The following is a 17095-nucleotide window of genomic DNA, read 5'->3' as shown; positions in this document are numbered from 1 at the left end:
AGCGGGAATCCTAGACAGAGAAAGACCCGCGAACGAAGGATAGAAGCCATACCAACACCGAACATTTGCATCTGCCTACGTTCTAAAACATGGGTGGTTAAGCGGCGGCCAACCGGCACCGTTACCGCATCCTTAAATTTGGCTGGCGGCAAGCTGCATGGTGGCGAGAAGCAAGAGCGCCTGCCGACGCGTTGCCCGCAAGGATGAGGCTATGAGGTCACCGTTAATAGGCATTAGACGCCCGCCACACGCTCAGTTTCGCACCAGCCCGAGGCCGAACTGCAGGGGCTGTTTGGCAGCCGAAAATCAGCCGTCAAGCCTCACGAGTGGCTTAGGCCGTATGCTTCTATAGACGGCCCAAATGATCAACACCAAGCAAATCGCCAGCGCTATCCCACTCAGCGGGCGTGCCAGAATCTCAGTCACATCGCCTCGGGCAAACAGCATGGCACGCCGGAAGTTCTCCTCGATCATCGGGCCCAATATGAACCCGATCAACACCGGTGCCAGCTGGAACCGCAGCAGGCGCAGGCAGTAACCGAAGACACCAAACAGCAAAACCAACATGATGTCGAAGGTGCTCGATCTGATCGTGTAGGCCCCGATGCAGATCAGGACGATGATCGCGGGATAGAGAAGGTGATATGGCACTCTCAGGAGACGCACCCAGAGGCCGATCAGCGGAATGTTCAAAACGAGCAGCAGAACATTGCCGATCCAAAAACTGGCGGCCAGTCCCCAGACCACTTCAGGATGGGTCACCATCAACTGGGGGCCAGGGGCGATGCCGTTCATGATCAATGTGCCCAGCATTACCGCCATGGTCGCACTTCCAGGGATGCCCAAGGAGAGCGTCGGGATGAAGGCTGTCTGTGCACCGGCATTGTTTGCAGCTTCGGGGGAAACGATCCCTTCAATCGCTCCTTTTCCAAACCTTGAGGGATCTTTTGCGATGCGCTTTTCCACCGCATAGCCGATAATCGTTGCAATGGTGGAGCCAATCCCAGGCAGGGCGCCAAACGCACTGCCGATCAGCGTGCCGCGCACCGTCGCCATTCGCGAACGCTTCCACTCGTCCTTGGTCGGCATCATCGAACGCAGGGTCACATTTTGCACCTGCGGTGTGCCGGAAATATCCCGCAGAGAGTGGAGGATTTCGGTCACCCCGAAAATGCCCATGGCAAGCGCGATGAAGCTGATGCCGTCGCGCAGTTCAAACAGCCCGAAGTGATATCGCGCCACGCCGCTGTCGACGTCGGTTCCGACCGTCCCGAGAAGCATGCCTAATATTACCATGGACAGTCCCTTTAGAGGCGCATCTTGGGTGACGGCTGCCGCGACCAGACCCAGGACCATCAATGCGAAATATTCCGAGGGACCGAAGGCGATGGCCCATGTCGCCAGGAAAGGAGCGAGCGTATAGAGGAGGACAATGCCCACGGAGCCGCCAAAGAAGGACGCCACGGTTGTTGCAAACAGCGCAACGCCCGCCCGGCCCTGTTTGGCCATCGGATAGCCATCGAGGCAGGTAATCGCATTGGTCGGCGTCCCGGGAAGATTGAGCAGGATTGACGCAGTCGACCCGCCGTATTCGGATCCGTAATAGACACCCGCCAGCATCACCAATGCCGTCGTCGCGTCCAGCCCGATCGTCAGCGGCAGCAGCATCGAAACGGCTGCCAGCGCGCCAATGCCCGGTAACGCCCCGAGCAAGGTGCCGAGAAACACGCCGACGAAGCAGTAAAACAAGTTCGTCAGGCTGAATGCCGTTTCGAACCCGATGGCGACATTATTTAAGATGTCCATTAGAAGGGGCTCCTAAAGGCAGGAATTGGCAGGCCCAGCAGCACCACGAACGACAGCCAGGCAAAGACGGTGACCATGGCGCTGAGAAGCGCTGAGGGCAGGAGGCGCGATTTTTCCGACGCCAGCGTTGCGATAAGAGCAGCAAAAAAGGCGGCGGGCAGAAGGCCCGTATTGTGAAGAAGAACCGCAAAAGCAGCGATTGCAGCGGCAATGGGCAATACGATGCGCCATCTGAAAGCCTCAAGTGCTCCCGCCCTGCCCAGAGAGGTGATAATGATCGCAGCGCCAAGCGTCATGCCGAGCAAGCCAAGCGCAAACGGCACCATCCCAGGGCCCATGCGCGAGACGGTCCCCAACCGGTAATCGAGCGCCCCATAGGCGAAATAGCCGCTGATCGTGAGGACGACGATGCCCGACAGCAGGTCCGTCTTGTCAATCTTCACCATTGGTTCCTCCCTGTTGCCCCTCAAGAAAGGCGTCTGACGGATCGCCCGGCTCCCATCCGGACGACTGCCTGTGGATCAATCCGTCTTCACCAAACGGAATCGAGGAAGGCTCTGCCCCTCCTCCACTTCGATTGCCAGTTCGACGGCGGCGCCCATTGTCAACTTCTTGCCTGCGTCTCCGTTGACGATATTGGTGAGAATCCGCGGCCCCTCGGCCAGTTGGACGATGGTAACGTCGTAGGGCAGACGGTCTACCAGATGCGGCGCATAGGCGTGCCGGTAGACGATCCAAGAGACGATGGACCCTTTGCCCGAGGCTGTCTGCCAATCGGGTCCCGCCGACAGACACTGCGGGCAATGCTCGCGCGCCGGCAGCCAGTTGTTGCCGCAATGCCTGCAGTGCTGGTAACGCAAATGGCCTGCCGTCAAACCCTCCCAATAGGGTCGGTTGACGTCGGTGATCTCCGGAAGGGGCAAGCTCATGATGGCGCTCCTACGATAATGGTCGCGTGCGTGTGCATGGTGCCTCCCTGATTTGAGATCAGACCGTATTTTGGATTGTCGATCTGAAGGGTCGCCTCGCCCCGCATCTGGCGGACGGCTTCGATGATCAACTGTAGGCCCGGGGTCCCCGATTCCGACAACAATCCGCCGGAGGTATTGAGCGGTAGCCAGCCATCGAGGCCAATACCCTCTGCCAAAGCCTTCTTTCCGGCCGCCCCGCGCGGGGCCAGCCCGTAGTCCTCCAACGTCTGGAGAACCGTCACGGTGAAGCAGTCATAGATCTGGGCAAAGCTGATGTCCTCGCGCCTGATGCCGGCCATGCTAAACGCCATGTTTGCTGAATCCTGCGCCTTCGTGCGCAAGAGATCGGGGCGCAGATGCACCTCCCAACTCTCCTGCCCCTGCCCCATCCCCAGAAGCGGCACGGCCCGAGCGGCGTCGCGTGCTGCAGACGTCGCGCCGATCACGATGGCCGCAGCGCCGTCGGAAACGAGGCAGCAGTCATCTTTTCGCAGTGGTTCGATCAACTGATCCGCGTTAAGGTACTGGTCCATTGTCAGCGGCAGACGCAGATGTGCGTGAGGATTGGCGGCGCCGTGGGCACGGGCCTGAACGGCGATGATCCCGAATTCCTCCGGTCGGCTGTCATAGTGCTGCAGATAGGCCTGATGGATCATCGCGTAGCCGGCAGCAACGGAGTACCAACCCATGATGGCATCGTCGCCGCGCGGGCGGTGCAACGCCGCCCGTGACCCTGTGCGCGGCGTATCGCCGTAAACGATCAAGGCATTTTTTATCATGCCCGCTTCGATGGCGAGTGATCCGTATTGCAGCAGGGAGGTGCAGGCCGCCCCACCCTGGTCAAGATTGAGCCCGATCGACGGCTGCAGCCCCAAAGCCTCCGCCACCTTTTGTCCATAGAGGATACCGGGCGCCGAATTTGCCTGCTTGACCAGAACCGCGTCGATCTCGTCCTTTTCAAGCCCTGCGTCAGCAATGGCCTTGGATGCCGCTTCGACGATCAATGCGACGCGATCACGTCCGGGATGTTTGCCCCATGCGGTATGGCCCGTGCCGGTAATCGAGACTTTGCCGCGCATCAAATGATCCCCTCTGCTTGCAGTGCTTCGATCTCCGCCGGGCCGATGCCCAGCTTGGCGTAGATGCGCGCATTGTCGGCGCCATATTCCGGATTAACGCGGTATTCCGCCTGGGCCGCACCACCAAGCCGTATGGGCGAGCGCGGCAAGCTCACCTCGCCGAACTGCGGATGGTCGACCCGCTGGAGCAGGCCACGCTCATGCAAGGCAGGATCGTCCATCACCTCAGGCAGTGGCCTGACCGGCGCGCTTGGGACTTTGCCAAGGCGCAGTCTGTCAGCCAGGTCTGCGGTCGCATAGAGGCTTGAGAATTCGGTGATGACCGTATCGACGAAGGCCATGTTATCGACGCGGGCGCGGTTGCTGTGAGACCTTTCATCGCTCACCAGGTCCTGGCGATCCATGCAGGCGCACAGCGCCTGCCAGTGTTTGTCATTGTTACAGATGATTGCGATGTGTCCGTCCTTGGTCGGATAGACACTATAGGGACTGAGGCTCAGGCCTCCGTGACGATTGCCGGTCCGCAAGGGGATATCCTTGCGCGCGCCAAACAGCATGCCGATATTGGACGCCATCATCATGAAGACGGTATCGATCATGGCGACGTCGATGCGACCACCCTTGCCGGTCTTGGTTCGTTCATAGAGCGCGGTCATGATGGCACCGTAGAGATGGACGCCGCCTCCGAAGTCACAGACCGCCGCGCCTGATTTCATGGGCGGGCCGTCAGGCTGGCCGGTGACGCTCATGAGGCCGGACATGGCCTGAACCGTAAGGTCCATCGCCATCATGTCATGATAGGCGCCGTCCTGACCGTAGCCCGAGCCGCTGGCAAAGATCAGTCGCGGGTTGATCTCGCGCAAAACCTCCCAGCCGATGCCCAGCCGATCCATGACCCCAGGGGAATAGTTCTCCGCAACGACATCTGCCGTCTGCACCAGTTCGAGAAACATCTCGCGCCCGCGTGCCGACTTCAGATTGAGCGAAATTGATTCCTTGCAAGCGTTGAGCATGGCAAAGGGCATGGCCGCTCCGGAGGAGGCATCGCGTCGACGCAGATACTCACCGCCGATCGGTTCCACCTTGATCACTTCAGCGCCGGCCATAGCCATCAGGAAGGTGGCATAGGGGCCATTGTAGATCTGCGTCAGATCCAGGACGCGGATGCCGGCAAGTGGCAATCCAGACTGCATATCATTCACCCTTGAACACCGGTTTGCGCTTTTCGGCGAAGGCCTCACGCGCGGCGACGCAATCGTTGGACTGCGACAGGATGCGGTTGACGAACTGCTCGAAACGTAAACCCTCGGCCATGTTCATCTCGAAGGATCGTACGGCAAGCTCCTTGGCGGCCTGAACCGCGAGCGGCGCATTGTCGCCGATGCGCGCCGCCATTTCCTGTGCGGCGGGCATCAAGTGATCGCGGGAAACGATGCGGTTGATGAACCCCCAGCGCAAGGCAGTCTCGGCATCCATGGTCTCCCCCAGAAGCAGCATCTCCATCGCCACGGCGTAGGGCAGTTGGCGCATCACCCGCTGGGTCCCGCCATTGGCGGCAATAATGCCGCGCTTCACCTCGGTCAGCCCGAAGGTCGCCTCCGGCACAGCGATGCGCAGATCAGTCCCAAGCAGAAGGGTGGTCCCACCACCGACACAGACACCGTTGACCGCAGCAATCACCGGCTTCCAGACTTCCAGGCCGCGGTTGAGCAACTGCCCCTTCTGGGTTAGCCACATGTCTGAGAGCGGCTGGTCACGGCCGATCCAGCTTTTCAGGTCTGCGCCGGCACAAAACGCCTTCTCTCCTGCGCCGGTGATGATGGCGACGCGGATGTCGGGATTGTCGCGCACCTCGGACCAGGCTGCAGAAAGCCCCTCGTAGTGCTCCGCATCGAGAGCGTTTCGCTTCTCTGCGCGGTTGATCCTGACGGTGGCCACACCCTCGTGAATATCAAGATCTATCGACATGTCATCTCCTCAGGAGTTCGCGAGCGAGAACCATCCGATGAACTTCAGAGGGTCCTTCACCAATGCGTTTGATGCGGAGTTCGCGGTACCAGCGCTCCAGTGGCATTTCCCGGGCAACACCCATGGCACCCAATATCTGGATGCAGCGGTCGACGACGCGACCGGCGGTTTCCGTGGAGACAACCTTGGCGATCGATGCATCCGTCTTGATGTCGCGACCGAGATCACCGTTCCAGGCGGCCTGCCAGACCAGCAGGCGCGCCGCGCGCAGCTCCATTTCGCTGTCGGCGATCATCCATTGAATCGACTGTTTGTCCGAGAGGAGCGATTTGTGGACGTGGCGCTGTCGGGCATAGTCGATGGCGATATCAAGTGCCGCCTGGGCAATCCCAATCACCGCCGCCGAGTAAGGAACCCGCGCGTGCACCAGCCAAGACTGGCAGATGTCGAAGCCCTTGCCTTCAATTCCCAAGATGTTTGCGGCCGGCACGCGCACGTTGTCAAAATGCACCTCGTAAGGGGCGTAGGAGCGAATGACACCGATTTCGCGACAGGTGATGCCTGGCGATTCCCGGTCGATGATGAAGGCGGAAATGCCCTTTTCACCCTTGGCGAACACGATGCCCCAGTCCGCCTTGTCGGCTCCGGTGATCCACAGCTTGGTGCCATTGATGATAAAATTCTCGCCATCACGCACGGCTGTGGTCTCGATTTTGCGCGCTGGATCGGATCCGCCTGCCGCCTCTGAGATCGCGACAAAGTTCTTCTTGCCGCCGGAAATCCCCGCGATCCCATATCTTCGGCGTTGTTCCTCTGTCCCCAGCCAGATGACCGAAGGAGGGTCGATGCCGAATGCGCCGCAGGCGGGGACGTAAGCGCCCATGCGGCACTTTGCAGCTTCTTCTGCCACGATGACTTGTCCCAGAAGCCCAAGGCCGCCGCCGCCGTAGGCTTCCGGCGATGCCATGCACCACAGACCGGCATTTTTCGCCTTGGCGCGGAGGGCGTCCAGTTCAGGCTGCGGAAGCGCGTAGCAATCGTGCGGTTGCCGCTCTTCCACGGGACGGACTTCCTCCGTCATGAAGCGGCGAATGGTGTCGCGCAGCATGACGAAATGGTCAGGGAGTTCCCACGCGCCCGACAGGGACGGATCCGCGCCTGACACTGCCATTGCAATCGTTGTCATCTGTTAGTGATCCTTAGCGTCCAAAGACACAGTTGAACAAGAAAGGCGCGTCACCTATAGAGGCGCTGTGTCATTATGTGATTTATTGGGACCCGGTGACGAAGCCGCCACAGGGAATTTGGGGTAAAACGATGTCTCAGACTTTGGGAAAGGGCCTGAAGGTGCTCGAGGCGCTCGCGCACAGCTCCGAGCCGCGCGGGCTTCTGGACCTCGCGCGCAGCCTTGACATGAACCAGAGTGCTGTCCAGCGCCATCTCAATGCGCTTGTCGCCGGGGGTTATGCAGAGCAGCCGAAAGGCAGCCGAAAGTACCAGTTGACCATTTGTTTGTGGGAACTTGGGATGCGCTCGATCGCCGACAACAGCGCGCGCCGGCTTCTGCGGCCAACGCTGCGTCTGGGCAGTCAGGCGACGCGATATACCTGTTTCTTCGCCCGGCTGGCTTTCCCCTTCGTCACGTATTTCGAACGCGTCGAGGGTGTCAGGAGCCCACCACACTCGGCGGAACTGGGAACCAAGATCCCGCTTCCGGCGACGGCGTCCGGCAAGGCTATCCTGTCCTACCTGCCTCAGACGATGCGCCAGGCCCTGACCCGAGATGCCACCGACTGGACCGGCTACATGCCCTATAAAGGCGTCTCGCCCGACGTGATCGAGGCCATCACCCGGGAGGTGCGCCAGAACCGGTACGCGGTCTCGCAGGGCGGCGTAAGAAAAGGTCGCAATTCCGTTGCGGCTCCCGTCTGGGCAGATGGTCCGCTGCCGTTCGGCTCCATCGTTCTCACTGCCGGAGAGGATGAATTGCCGCCTCAGGCTTTTGCATCCATGGGAGCAAAGGTGGTGGAACTGGCCGAGGAAGCGACGATCAGTCTGGGCGGAACAGTTTTCCGCAACGCGGCGGAAATGACGCCTTCCTAAGCTTTGATTTTGTCGGGACTTAAGGCTCATTTTTAGGGCTTTCCCGGCAGGTCGGCGATATGGGCGCCGCTCTCAACCGCCTGGATACGCGCCGCTTCAAGCGCATGCTGATCTTCAGCCAGACCAACGATCTCCTCGGCCCTGCTGCGGGGAATGACGCAGACACCGGTATCGTCGGCGACAATGATGTCGCCAGGATGGATGCCGATCCCATGCAGTTGAACAGGCGCATTGATTTCCACCGTTTCCAGCCTCCACTTGCCGGTCACTGGACTGATTTCTGTCGACCACAGCGGGAATTCGACCTCCCGGGAATAGCCGACATCACGGATGCCGCCCCGGACGATCGCAGCGACGATCCCCTGCCGCTTGGCGATCAGTGCTGAAATGCCTCCCATATTGGAGAGACCTTCGACACCCTCGATGACAAGAATGTCGCCGTCGCTTGCCTGGTTGTGGGCTTCCATTTCCGCCATGCCGTTCTTGCCGGAACGGGCGCGCTCATGCGGCGTCGGCACGGATGCGGACATGCGATTTCGTACCGTTGTTGCCGTGCCGACGACCGCTGCCCCGCTGATCGTGGGGCGATAGAGGGAAGCTGGCAAGGCTCCGAATAGCCCCAGATAGTCCATGGCGTCGGAGATGAGGCTGCTATCGCAGCCAATGGCTCGGATCCGTTCGATGATCCCTTGCGGTGCGCGTGGCACCGTCGCCAAGCGGATATGCTCGGCATCGATCTTTCCCGTGAGGCGTTTCATGAAGCACCCTGTCTTAGAAACTTTGGCAATTGGAGAACCGGGGCCGTTGCCTGGCCCCGGCCCAACGCTTGGGTTATTCGGCAGAGATACCGCGCTCTTTGGCGAGCGTCTTCCACTGCTCGATCTCCGACGTTACCAGTTCCTTGAACTCGGTCGGACTGATCGCGACGCCGGTGGAGTCGAGCCTGGCGAGAAACGCTTTGCCGTCTTCGTCAGACAGGACTGCGACGATGTCCTTGTTCAGCTTTTGAACGATGTCATCGGGCGTGCCGGCCGGTGCAAAGACCCCAAGCCAGAAGCCAGAGCTTGCGCCCGTAATGCCAAGCTCTTCCGTCGAAGGCACATCCGGCAACGCGCCGCCCCGCTCGTCACCCATAACGGCCAGAGCCCGTATCTGGCCGCCTTTGACGCTCCCAAGGACTGCCGTCATTGAGCCGGCATAAATGTCGGCCCGCCCGCCCATCAGATCCACCATGGCCTCAGAGCCGCCCTTGTAGTGGACAGGCTCCACCTTGGTTCCCGTCGCGGCCGTGAACAACTCGCCGGCAAAATGCGTCGAGCTCCCAAGGCCCGCGGTCGCCAGAAAGAGATCCCGAGACTTGGATTCCTCCACCAGCTCCTCAACTGTCGTCGCCTTTACCTGCGACCCGACGGTGATGACGAACTGCGACTTTGACGGCATGGCGACCGGCACCATGGCGAGCGGATCATAGGGCAAATCATCATAGACAGCCGGGGCGGTGGTATAGGCCGAGGTCGTCAAAAGGATGGTGTACCCGTCTGCCGGCGCTTGGGAGACATAGGCGGTTCCAATCGTCGATCCGGCCCCGGGGCGGTTGTCGATGATAACCGACTGCCCCCACTTCTCCTGCAGTTCACCGGCAATATAGCGCGCCACCGGATCGGCCGAGCCAGACGGGCTGTAGGGGACGACGATGGTGACGGTCTGGCTGGGAAATTCTTGCGCGATCGCGGCCGTGGTCGACAAGCCGAGCGTCATCAGGATGGTAGACAGAATTTTCATGTGCATTTCCTCCCGTTTTTGTAGTCGTCGAAGACAATCTTCGCCGTCTGTGTCTGATGCTATTGGCGTCGTGTCTGCCGACGCATGGTCGGAGCCATGACCCGATCAGATATCCGCACATCCCAAAGTGCAGAACCGCTCCCCTCCTCAAAGGAGCGCCTCAGGTCCGGGAATTGAGCAGGATTGGTGACGACGTGGCCTGCAAGGCCGAAGCCTTGCGCAACCGATGCGAGGTTTCCGAAACCAAAGATTGCTCCCTGCTCGGAAATTCCGTCGGCGCGAAGCTTGTGGATCTCCGATCCATAGGCACCGTCGTTGAAAATGATGATTAGGATTTTAAGGCCGCAGCGAACCAGCGTCTCGAGTTCCTGGACATGCATCAGGAAACCGCCATCGCCTTCGATCAATACGACGGGTTGCTCCGGACGATAAGCGGCACGACCGATGGCATAGGACAAGCCGTTTCCAATTGCGCCAAACTCGCGGATGGTAAGGAAGTCTTTCGCGTCCCGGCCGTAGAAATGCGACGCAAAATAGGACTGATGGCCCGCAGCACTGACCATGGCCCAATCCTTCGGCAAGGCGGCGTCAAGGTGCGAGACGACATCCCTCGGGTCGAGCGCATCAAGCGGCTCGGGATACTCGGCCGTGTCTGCCGGTTCGCTCGACACACGTCTCGAGACAGATGCAATGTTCCATGGGGAAGCCGCACGATCGTCCGCCTCAAGCTGCGCCAAGATTGCCTGCAGCGCCAAGCGCGCATCGGCGACCACATGCAGTGAAGCGGGAACCTGTCCGTGCTTGAAAAACACCGGGTCATTGTCGATCTGGATCACTTGTTCAGGTTTAAACAGCGTGTTGAGATCACTCGTGTGACGCGTCAGGCTGGTTCCCACGGCAATGACGAGGTCGGCTTGCAAAAAGGCTTCCCGGGCCGCCTCATGCGCAAAGCCCCCGGCAATCCCAAGATCCCGACGGTCACCGTTGAAAATTCCCCTGGCCGGTAAGGTGGCCGCCAGCCCACCATCGACACGTTCTGCAAGCTGCTGGCATTCCTGGACGGCGCCGAGCGCGCCGCGGCCCGCCAGCACGATCACCCGGCGGGCATTCTTGATCCGCTCCACAACCTTTTGGGTCAGGGCTGTGCTTGGGCCAAATGCAACTGTTGGGGGCAACAGGTCGCGGGAGGGAACATAGTGGCTGTCACTGACAAGCTCCTGCTGGACGTCCAGTGGCAGTCCGAGCACGACCGGAACCTGACGGGTGCGCGCCGTTATAAAGGCCTCCTGGATGCGGCTTAGCACCACAGTGTTTGACCGCGCCGCGAGATAGACTGCACCGGTCGCCGTCACCAACGGGGCCTGGTCAATATACTGGTTGTACCAGGTCGCGTGGATCGGCGCCTCACCGGCCAGCAAAACCAGAGGGATCCGCGCCTGAACCGCCGTCGCGAGGGCGGTCATGATCTGTGTCAGGCCAGGGCCACAGGTCACCGAGGCGACACCGACGTCCCCACTTGCCCGAGCATAGGCTGTCGCCATTGCGCAGGCCGCATGCTCATGTCGGACATGAAAGCTTCGCACATCGGGAAGGGCAGCAAGCGCCGCTTCCCAATGCATGTTTCCGTCGCCGGTGAGACTGAACAGGACCTTCACGCCCTCGGCGTGAAAAGCGCGCGCTGCAACCTCATAGATTCTTGCTTCGGACAATGCGCTGGCCTCCCTGCTGCGCCGGTTTTTCAACCTTCTCCCTGTCGACTACCTACGGCACCCCAGGTTTAAAATCAACTTGATGTATCGCTTTGCGCTGCGATATGTCAGATAGTGATGTATTGCAGCGCGCTATGAAAGGTGTCGGTCCGGGCATCCTGCCTCATCGGGCACGGCTCGAAGCCTGACTTTTGCTCCTGAAAGCCTGACGTCTGGTTGGGCCATTTTTCGGTAGCTGCGCGGTACCCGTTGCTGGAGGAGGACGATCACTATGAGAGCCGTTATACCTGTTAAAGCCGGAGGACCCGAGGTTCTGGAACTCGTGACGCGCAAGATCCCATCCCCTGCAAAACAACAGGTTCTGATCCGCGTTGCAGCCGCCGGGATCAACCGGCACGATCTCAATCAACGCAGCCGCGGGCATGGCCCCTCCGCAAGTACGGACATCCTTGGTCTGGAAGTGTCGGGTCATGTCGTCGCTGAAGGCCCGGACGGTAATGGAGCGCTGATCAACCGACGCGTGGCAGCCCTGGTTGATGGCGGGGGATACGCAGACTATGTCCTCGCCGATACCGAGCTTGTCTTTGACTGGCCAGAGGATCTCAGTGCCGTGGAGGCTGCGGCCCTGCCCGAAGCGCTCTTTACGCTGCAGCTCAATCTGGTGGCTCTGGCACATCTGCAGCCGGGCGAGTGGCTGCTGATCCATGGTGGCACCAGCGGCATCGGAATGGCAGGGATACCCTTCGCCAAGCAATTGGGGGCAAACGTCGTGGTGACGGCGGGTTCAGAGGAGAAATGTCAGCATTGTATCAAACGAGGTGCCCTTAGCGCCATCAACTATCGCACCCGGGATTTTGTCGAGGAGATACAGACGCTGACCGGCGGGCGCGGCGTCGACGTCATCCTCGACACCGTCGGAGGCCTCTATGCCGGCCGGAACCTTGCCGCATTGGCCTGCGACGGTCGTGTCGTGCATCTATCTACAGCCGCCCCGGACTTCCAAGTGCCCCTCAATGACATCATGGCCAAACGGGCCCGTATCACGGGTGCGCTGCTGCGGGCCTATCCGCTTGCAAAGAAAGTTCTCCTCGCAAAAGACATCCGTGATCGGATCTGGCCACAAGTCAGCCAAACGCTGCGCCCCGTCATCGACCGTGTCTATACGCTGGAGACCGTTCAAGAGGCCCACCGGTATATGGACGAAGGCGTTCATATCGGCAAAGTCATGTTGCGTGTCGAGGACACCGCGCGATGAGATGAGCCCGTTCAGATCACGCCGCGAGCCTGGAGAGACTCAATCTCATCTGCCGTAAAGCCCAGATCCGAAAGCACGTCCTGGTTATGGGCGCCAAGACGTGGAGGGGCAAGACCGGTGGCAACCGGCTCTTCATCGACCATGAATCCCGGCCTCAGCACCTGCAGGCTTCGCCCCTCGTCCAATATCCCCTCATACTCGGCAATCTGCTGTCGTGCGACCGTCTGGGGATGGGCCAAAGCCTGCGGGACGGTCAGCACTTCCCCCGCCGGGACATCCAGGGCCGTAAGGTCTTTTGCGCATTCCGCTACGTTGCGCTCCGCCAGTTTGGCGTCGATCAGCGGAAGAAGCATAGCTCTGTTCCTTTTCCTGTCGTCGCGGGTGCGAAAGCGCTCGTCCTTGATCATCTCGCCAAGCCCCAGGTACTGCGCGAGCGCTTCCCACTGCTCCTGTTTGTTCGCCGTGACATTGAGAAGCCCGTCCTCGCAGCGAAAAGCGCCCGATGGAGCAGACGTCGAATTCTCGTTTCCGATCGGGCGCGGTACCGTTGCGGCGGTGAGCCAGTTGGAAACGGCCCATCCCATTGTCGCCAAGACTGAACTCATCATCGAGACATCGATGAAGGCGCCGCGACTGGGCGATACGAGCGCCCCACAGATTGCCATGGCAGCCGTCAGTCCTCCGATGGAGTCGGCGACCGGATATCCCACACGCAGCGGCCGTTCAGCACTTTCCCCGGTGACAGACATGATCCCGGCCGCCCCTTGTATGATCTGGTCATAAGCGGGGCGGTCGCTCAGGGGACCGGTCTGGCCAAAGCCGGAGATGGCACAATAAATCAGGTCTGGCTTTTCCGCCTTGAGGCGCTGATATCCCAGTCCCAGTCGATCCATCACGCCAGGACGGAAGTTTTCGACGACCACATCGGCCGTCTTCATCAGCTTGAGGAAGATCTCCACGCCCTCTTGCGACTTCAGGTTCAGCGTGAGGGATCTCTTTCCGGCGTTCTGGGCCAAAAATGAAGCTCCCATCCGGGCGTGGTTCAGACCGACATCATCACCCAATTGCCGCGCCAGATCCCCCTGCCCGACCGGCTCAACCTTGATGACATCGGCTCCAAGAGCGGCCAGCTGATAGCAGGCGAGCGGCCCGGAGAGGACGTTGGTCAGGTCAAGGACACGTATCCTTTGCAAGGGACGAAATGCATTCACTGGCCTTACCCCCGTCCCTGCCTCTCGATGCGTTCAAAGCGCCACGCGAGCTGACGCAGCTTGAGCCTCACTTCGATTTGTTCAAGAATTCTTCAACCGATGCCCGATGCTCGGCGGTGGTATAGCAGATCGCTTGCGCTTCCCGGCCCAGTGTAAAGATCTGGTCGGCGGAACTCTCCAACGATTGATCAAGAATTGCTTTGGTCAGCGCGATCGCTGCGGGCGCACCCTGGCAAAGCTCTTCAGCCCAGGTCTGTGCTGCATCCTGCAATCTCTCAGGGGCACAAACACGGTCAACCATTCCAATTTGCAACGCCTCATCCGTCTCGACTACGCGTCCCGTCAGGATGAGTTCCTTGGCTTTCACGAGCCCAACCCGGCGCGGCAGGAAATACATGCCGCCCCCATCAGAGACCAAGCCGCGCTTGATGAAGCTCATTGACAATTTCGAGCCGGAAGCTGCCATGACGAAATCACACGCGAGCGCCATGTCGAGCCCCAATCCGAAGGCCGAGCCGTTGATGGCGGCGATGACCGGCTTGGTCATGTTGCGGATGACGCTGATCCCCCGATGGGTCTGCTTCTGGCGAAGCCAGCCGTTAAATGCAACCTCGCCGGCGGGCGCGTCCAGTCGACCCCGCATGCCACCGATATCGCCCCCCGAGCAGAAGCCCTTACCTTCTCCGGTCAAGATCACCCCGCGCACCTGCCGGCAGCTATCTGCCCATTCGAATGCGGCAATCAGTTCCGCACGCATCTGATCGTTGATGGCATTGCGCACATCTGGTCTGTTCAGCTTGATCGTGGCGATGCCATTGACGACGTCGGTCACGATAAAGGTTGCAACGGGAGGAATCATTTCTTTGGCGTTTGCAGACATGTATGAAAACCCTTGTCGAATTGAGTTACGATGCAGTCAGACGAGGCGGCGGGAAAGCGCAAGCACACCGGGGACACGGTCGCCGTAAAGCACCAGTTCGCGGAGGTTGTCCCGCTCGCGATCATCCAAAGCGACGGCTGCGAGTTCGTCGAATTTCTCCACGAGCTCTGCGTCAGTCAGCGGATCGTCGGGATCGCCCTTGCGGGTCTGCTGGACGTGATTCAGCACCTGGCCGTCCTTCAGTTCGACCCGCAGTTTAGCCATGCGCCGGCGGGGGTATTGCGCAGCGATCTCTGGATCCTCCAGCACGGTGATCCTCGCCATGATGGACCGGATGTCTTCCCGCGCCAGGGCTTGCGGCGTGAAAGCATCCATGCGCACGCGTCCCAGTACAAGTTGCGCACCGATGCAGTACTGCACCGAAAACCGCGCGTCTCTCGCCGTTTCCACCTGGAGCCGGTCGCAGATGGCCGCTGTCGGCCCGTAGCCATGTACAGTAATTGTCCTGATATCGTCGCCGGTGAAGGGGATCTGCGCATGAAGCGCCCGCATTGCGTCGAGCGCTGGAAAGATGTGACCGCAGCAGCCATGGTTCTTGAAGGTCATGCGGGTGATCGGCGTCCAAGCATTCAATCCGTCGAGCGCCGCTGCCCAGTTGCCGGTCGTGTCGCTGGAAGCTGCCGCATAGCCGTGCGGCGCGTGCAGGCTGTCGAGCGAGCCCGTGACGCCGGCGGAGGCGGCAAGTCCCGCCAGAACGCCGGCTTCCGCCGCGTGCCCGCAATGGAGCGGCTTGGTATTGCCCAGGCCCTGGAGATTTTCCTGGTGCCCGCCGGCAAAACTCGTGGAAATAGCGATGGCGTGAGCGATCGTCTCGGCCGTGCCGCCCATCAGCATGGCCGTGGAAACGGCCGCACCGATGGTGCCGACCGTGGCCGTGATGTGCCAGTCCCGGTAATGGCTGGGCTGCAGCGCCATCGCGACGCGGCATCCCACTTCATAGCCCCCGATGACCGAGCGTCGAAAGGCCTCGCCGGACGCGCCCCTCTCCTGTGCCACGGCCAGCGCAGCCGAAATCGTCGGACTGCCGGGGTGGTAACCTCCATCCCTGAAAATATCGTCGAATTCGGCAGTATGGCTCGTTACCCCGTTGAGAAGAGCCGCATGCCGCGAGGTGCCCTGCGACCCGTCGACGTAGCTGACCGAATGGCCTTCGCCGCGTCCCGAGGCCAGGGCCTTGGCGAGCAGGGGCGCCGGCCCGTCCAGGCAGCCCGGAAGCATTGCGCCAAACCAGTCCAGGATGGTGCGGCGCGTTTCCCAATCGACGTCTTGCGCAAGAGCGACGGTATTCCAGCGCGCGGCGGCCTCCGCAAGTCTGATCAAAGGATTTTCCATGCCATTTCACCCTTCAGTTTGTTTCTTCGCTTGCCTTGCAAGGCCGTGTGACCGCCCGTTGCCGCTCGTCTCATTCCACCCGGTTGTCGGTTTGGCCGGCCCAACAAGCACCGGAACCAAACCGAAGATCGACATCAGCCGCGCTTGAGCAAGAGGCCCCCGTCGACCGGCAGCAGGACACCCGTCACGTATCTGGCTTCATCGGAAGCCAGAAAGACGGCAGCATTGGCGACATCCTTTGCCTCCCCCATGAAACCCATGGGCACCAGCGCGTCTCGCTCGGCCCTGATATCCTCGCGGGTGCGCCCAGTCTCCGTGGCGCGGCGCTCGATTGCCATTGGCGTGTCGATCAGTCCCGGAACGATGACATTGGCCCGCACTCCATGCCCGGCATTCTCAGCCGCAACATGCTGGGTCAGCGTGTTGATCGCGCCCTTGGACGTTTTGTAGGCGAGCGTCGGGCGCATCGAAAGCGAAGAGGTGGACGAGATGTTGATGATCGAGCCACAACGCTGCTGGCGCATCACCGGCAACGCATGCTTGCACATCATGAACATGCTCTTGAGGTTCAGCGTCATGATGCGGTCCCAAGCCTCCACGTCGAGGTCCCAGGTGGGTCTGTCGCCCTTTGACATGCCGATGTTGTTGTGCAGGATGTCGACGCGTCCATAGCGGTCGACGGCGGCGTCGATAACAGCCTTGCAGGCGTCCTCGCTCGTCACGTCCGCTTCGAAGACACTTGCCGGGGCGCCGTCCAGCAGCTTGCGCGTATCTTCTGCCCATGCCCCGACCAGATCAACCAGCAGGCAGGTGGCACCTTCCTGTGCAAACCGCATGGCAACGGCGCGCCCGTTGCCGACAGTCGTGCCGGGCTGCTGCCCCGCTCCGACCACCACTGCAACCTTGCCCTCCAGACGACCTGACATGCGCTCCTCCATC

Annotated in this window: 16 protein-coding genes; 2 read left to right on the top strand and 14 right to left on the bottom strand. The window is 60.6% G+C overall.

Translation table 11 applies throughout. The annotated features are described in order from the left end of the window. Nucleotides 1-306: 306 nt before the first annotated feature. The 7 genes from M1E10_RS01175 to M1E10_RS01145 all read right to left on the bottom strand — a co-directional run bounded on the left by M1E10_RS01175 (nucleotide 307) and on the right by M1E10_RS01145 (nucleotide 7010). On the bottom strand, nucleotides 307-1806 hold the full coding sequence (locus M1E10_RS01175; RefSeq protein ID WP_499173195.1) for a tripartite tricarboxylate transporter permease: 1500 nt from the start codon (nucleotides 1804-1806) through the stop codon (nucleotides 307-309). After that, nucleotides 1806-2252 (bottom strand): tripartite tricarboxylate transporter TctB family protein, encoded by a 447-nt coding sequence (locus M1E10_RS01170; protein WP_499173194.1) that lies wholly within the window; start codon nucleotides 2250-2252, stop codon nucleotides 1806-1808. Before M1E10_RS01170 ends, M1E10_RS01175 begins: the two co-directional genes overlap by 1 nt. A gap of 75 nt (nucleotides 2253-2327) precedes the next feature. After that, nucleotides 2328-2735, bottom strand: a complete 408-nt coding sequence (locus tag M1E10_RS01165) for a Zn-ribbon domain-containing OB-fold protein (RefSeq protein WP_499173193.1) — start codon at nucleotides 2733-2735, stop codon at nucleotides 2328-2330. Beyond that, a complete protein-coding gene (locus M1E10_RS01160) occupies nucleotides 2732-3856 on the bottom strand; it encodes a thiolase family protein (RefSeq protein ID WP_499173192.1) in 1125 nt (374 codons plus the stop codon). Before M1E10_RS01160 ends, M1E10_RS01165 begins: the two co-directional genes overlap by 4 nt. Next, nucleotides 3856-5049 (bottom strand): CaiB/BaiF CoA transferase family protein, encoded by a 1194-nt coding sequence (locus M1E10_RS01155; protein WP_499173191.1) that lies wholly within the window; start codon nucleotides 5047-5049, stop codon nucleotides 3856-3858. Before M1E10_RS01155 ends, M1E10_RS01160 begins: the two co-directional genes overlap by 1 nt. 1 nt (nucleotide 5050) lies before the next feature. Beyond that, nucleotides 5051-5824, bottom strand: coding sequence for an enoyl-CoA hydratase/isomerase family protein (locus M1E10_RS01150; protein WP_499173190.1), 774 nt, complete (start codon nucleotides 5822-5824; stop codon nucleotides 5051-5053). Nucleotide 5825: 1 nt separating this feature from the next. Next, nucleotides 5826-7010, bottom strand: a complete 1185-nt coding sequence (locus tag M1E10_RS01145) for an acyl-CoA dehydrogenase family protein (RefSeq protein WP_499173189.1) — start codon at nucleotides 7008-7010, stop codon at nucleotides 5826-5828. A gap of 32 nt (nucleotides 7011-7042) precedes the next feature. Between M1E10_RS01145 and M1E10_RS01140 the strand changes: the two genes are divergently transcribed. Continuing rightward, nucleotides 7043-7927, top strand: coding sequence for an IclR family transcriptional regulator (locus M1E10_RS01140; RefSeq protein ID WP_499173188.1), 885 nt, complete (start codon nucleotides 7043-7045; stop codon nucleotides 7925-7927). Nucleotides 7928-7959: 32 nt separating this feature from the next. On the opposite strand, the gene M1E10_RS01135 is transcribed toward M1E10_RS01140, so the two are convergent. The 3 genes from M1E10_RS01135 to M1E10_RS01125 all read right to left on the bottom strand — a co-directional run bounded on the left by M1E10_RS01135 (nucleotide 7960) and on the right by M1E10_RS01125 (nucleotide 11418). After that, entirely contained in the window at nucleotides 7960-8685 is a 726-nt protein-coding gene (locus M1E10_RS01135) for an RraA family protein (RefSeq protein ID WP_499173187.1), read from the bottom strand. Nucleotides 8686-8758: 73 nt separating this feature from the next. Further along, nucleotides 8759-9709 (bottom strand): Bug family tripartite tricarboxylate transporter substrate binding protein, encoded by a 951-nt coding sequence (locus M1E10_RS01130; RefSeq protein WP_499173186.1) that lies wholly within the window; start codon nucleotides 9707-9709, stop codon nucleotides 8759-8761. A 59-nt stretch (nucleotides 9710-9768) separates the two neighbouring features. Further along, nucleotides 9769-11418 (bottom strand): thiamine pyrophosphate-binding protein, encoded by a 1650-nt coding sequence (locus tag M1E10_RS01125; protein WP_499173185.1) that lies wholly within the window; start codon nucleotides 11416-11418, stop codon nucleotides 9769-9771. A 271-nt stretch (nucleotides 11419-11689) separates the two neighbouring features. On the opposite strand from M1E10_RS01125, the gene M1E10_RS01120 reads away from it, so the two are divergent. Then, the gene (locus M1E10_RS01120) at nucleotides 11690-12673 is read left to right on the top strand and encodes an NAD(P)H-quinone oxidoreductase (protein ID WP_499173184.1); all 984 of its coding nucleotides are present in this window, start codon (nucleotides 11690-11692) and stop codon (nucleotides 12671-12673) included. A gap of 11 nt (nucleotides 12674-12684) precedes the next feature. Here the strand turns inward: M1E10_RS01120 and M1E10_RS01115 are convergent, their stop codons facing one another. The 4 genes from M1E10_RS01115 to M1E10_RS01100 all read right to left on the bottom strand — a co-directional run bounded on the left by M1E10_RS01115 (nucleotide 12685) and on the right by M1E10_RS01100 (nucleotide 17082). Further along, nucleotides 12685-13866, bottom strand: coding sequence for a CaiB/BaiF CoA transferase family protein (locus M1E10_RS01115; RefSeq protein ID WP_499173183.1), 1182 nt, complete (start codon nucleotides 13864-13866; stop codon nucleotides 12685-12687). Between the two features lie 85 nt (nucleotides 13867-13951). Continuing rightward, entirely contained in the window at nucleotides 13952-14764 is an 813-nt protein-coding gene (locus M1E10_RS01110) for an enoyl-CoA hydratase/isomerase family protein (RefSeq protein ID WP_499173182.1), read from the bottom strand. Nucleotides 14765-14800: 36 nt separating this feature from the next. Then, a complete protein-coding gene (locus M1E10_RS01105) occupies nucleotides 14801-16144 on the bottom strand; it encodes an MmgE/PrpD family protein (RefSeq protein ID WP_499173181.1) in 1344 nt (447 codons plus the stop codon). A 146-nt stretch (nucleotides 16145-16290) separates the two neighbouring features. Then, complete coding sequence (locus tag M1E10_RS01100; protein ID WP_499173180.1) at nucleotides 16291-17082, bottom strand: SDR family NAD(P)-dependent oxidoreductase; 792 nt, start codon at nucleotides 17080-17082, stop codon at nucleotides 16291-16293. Nucleotides 17083-17095 lie beyond the last annotated feature (13 nt).

It is taken from the genome of Rhizobium sp. PK7-22, from assembly GCF_056530405.1.
The sequence above is the reverse complement of the archived record's forward strand: the minus strand, read 5'-3'. Positions and strand labels throughout refer to the sequence as shown.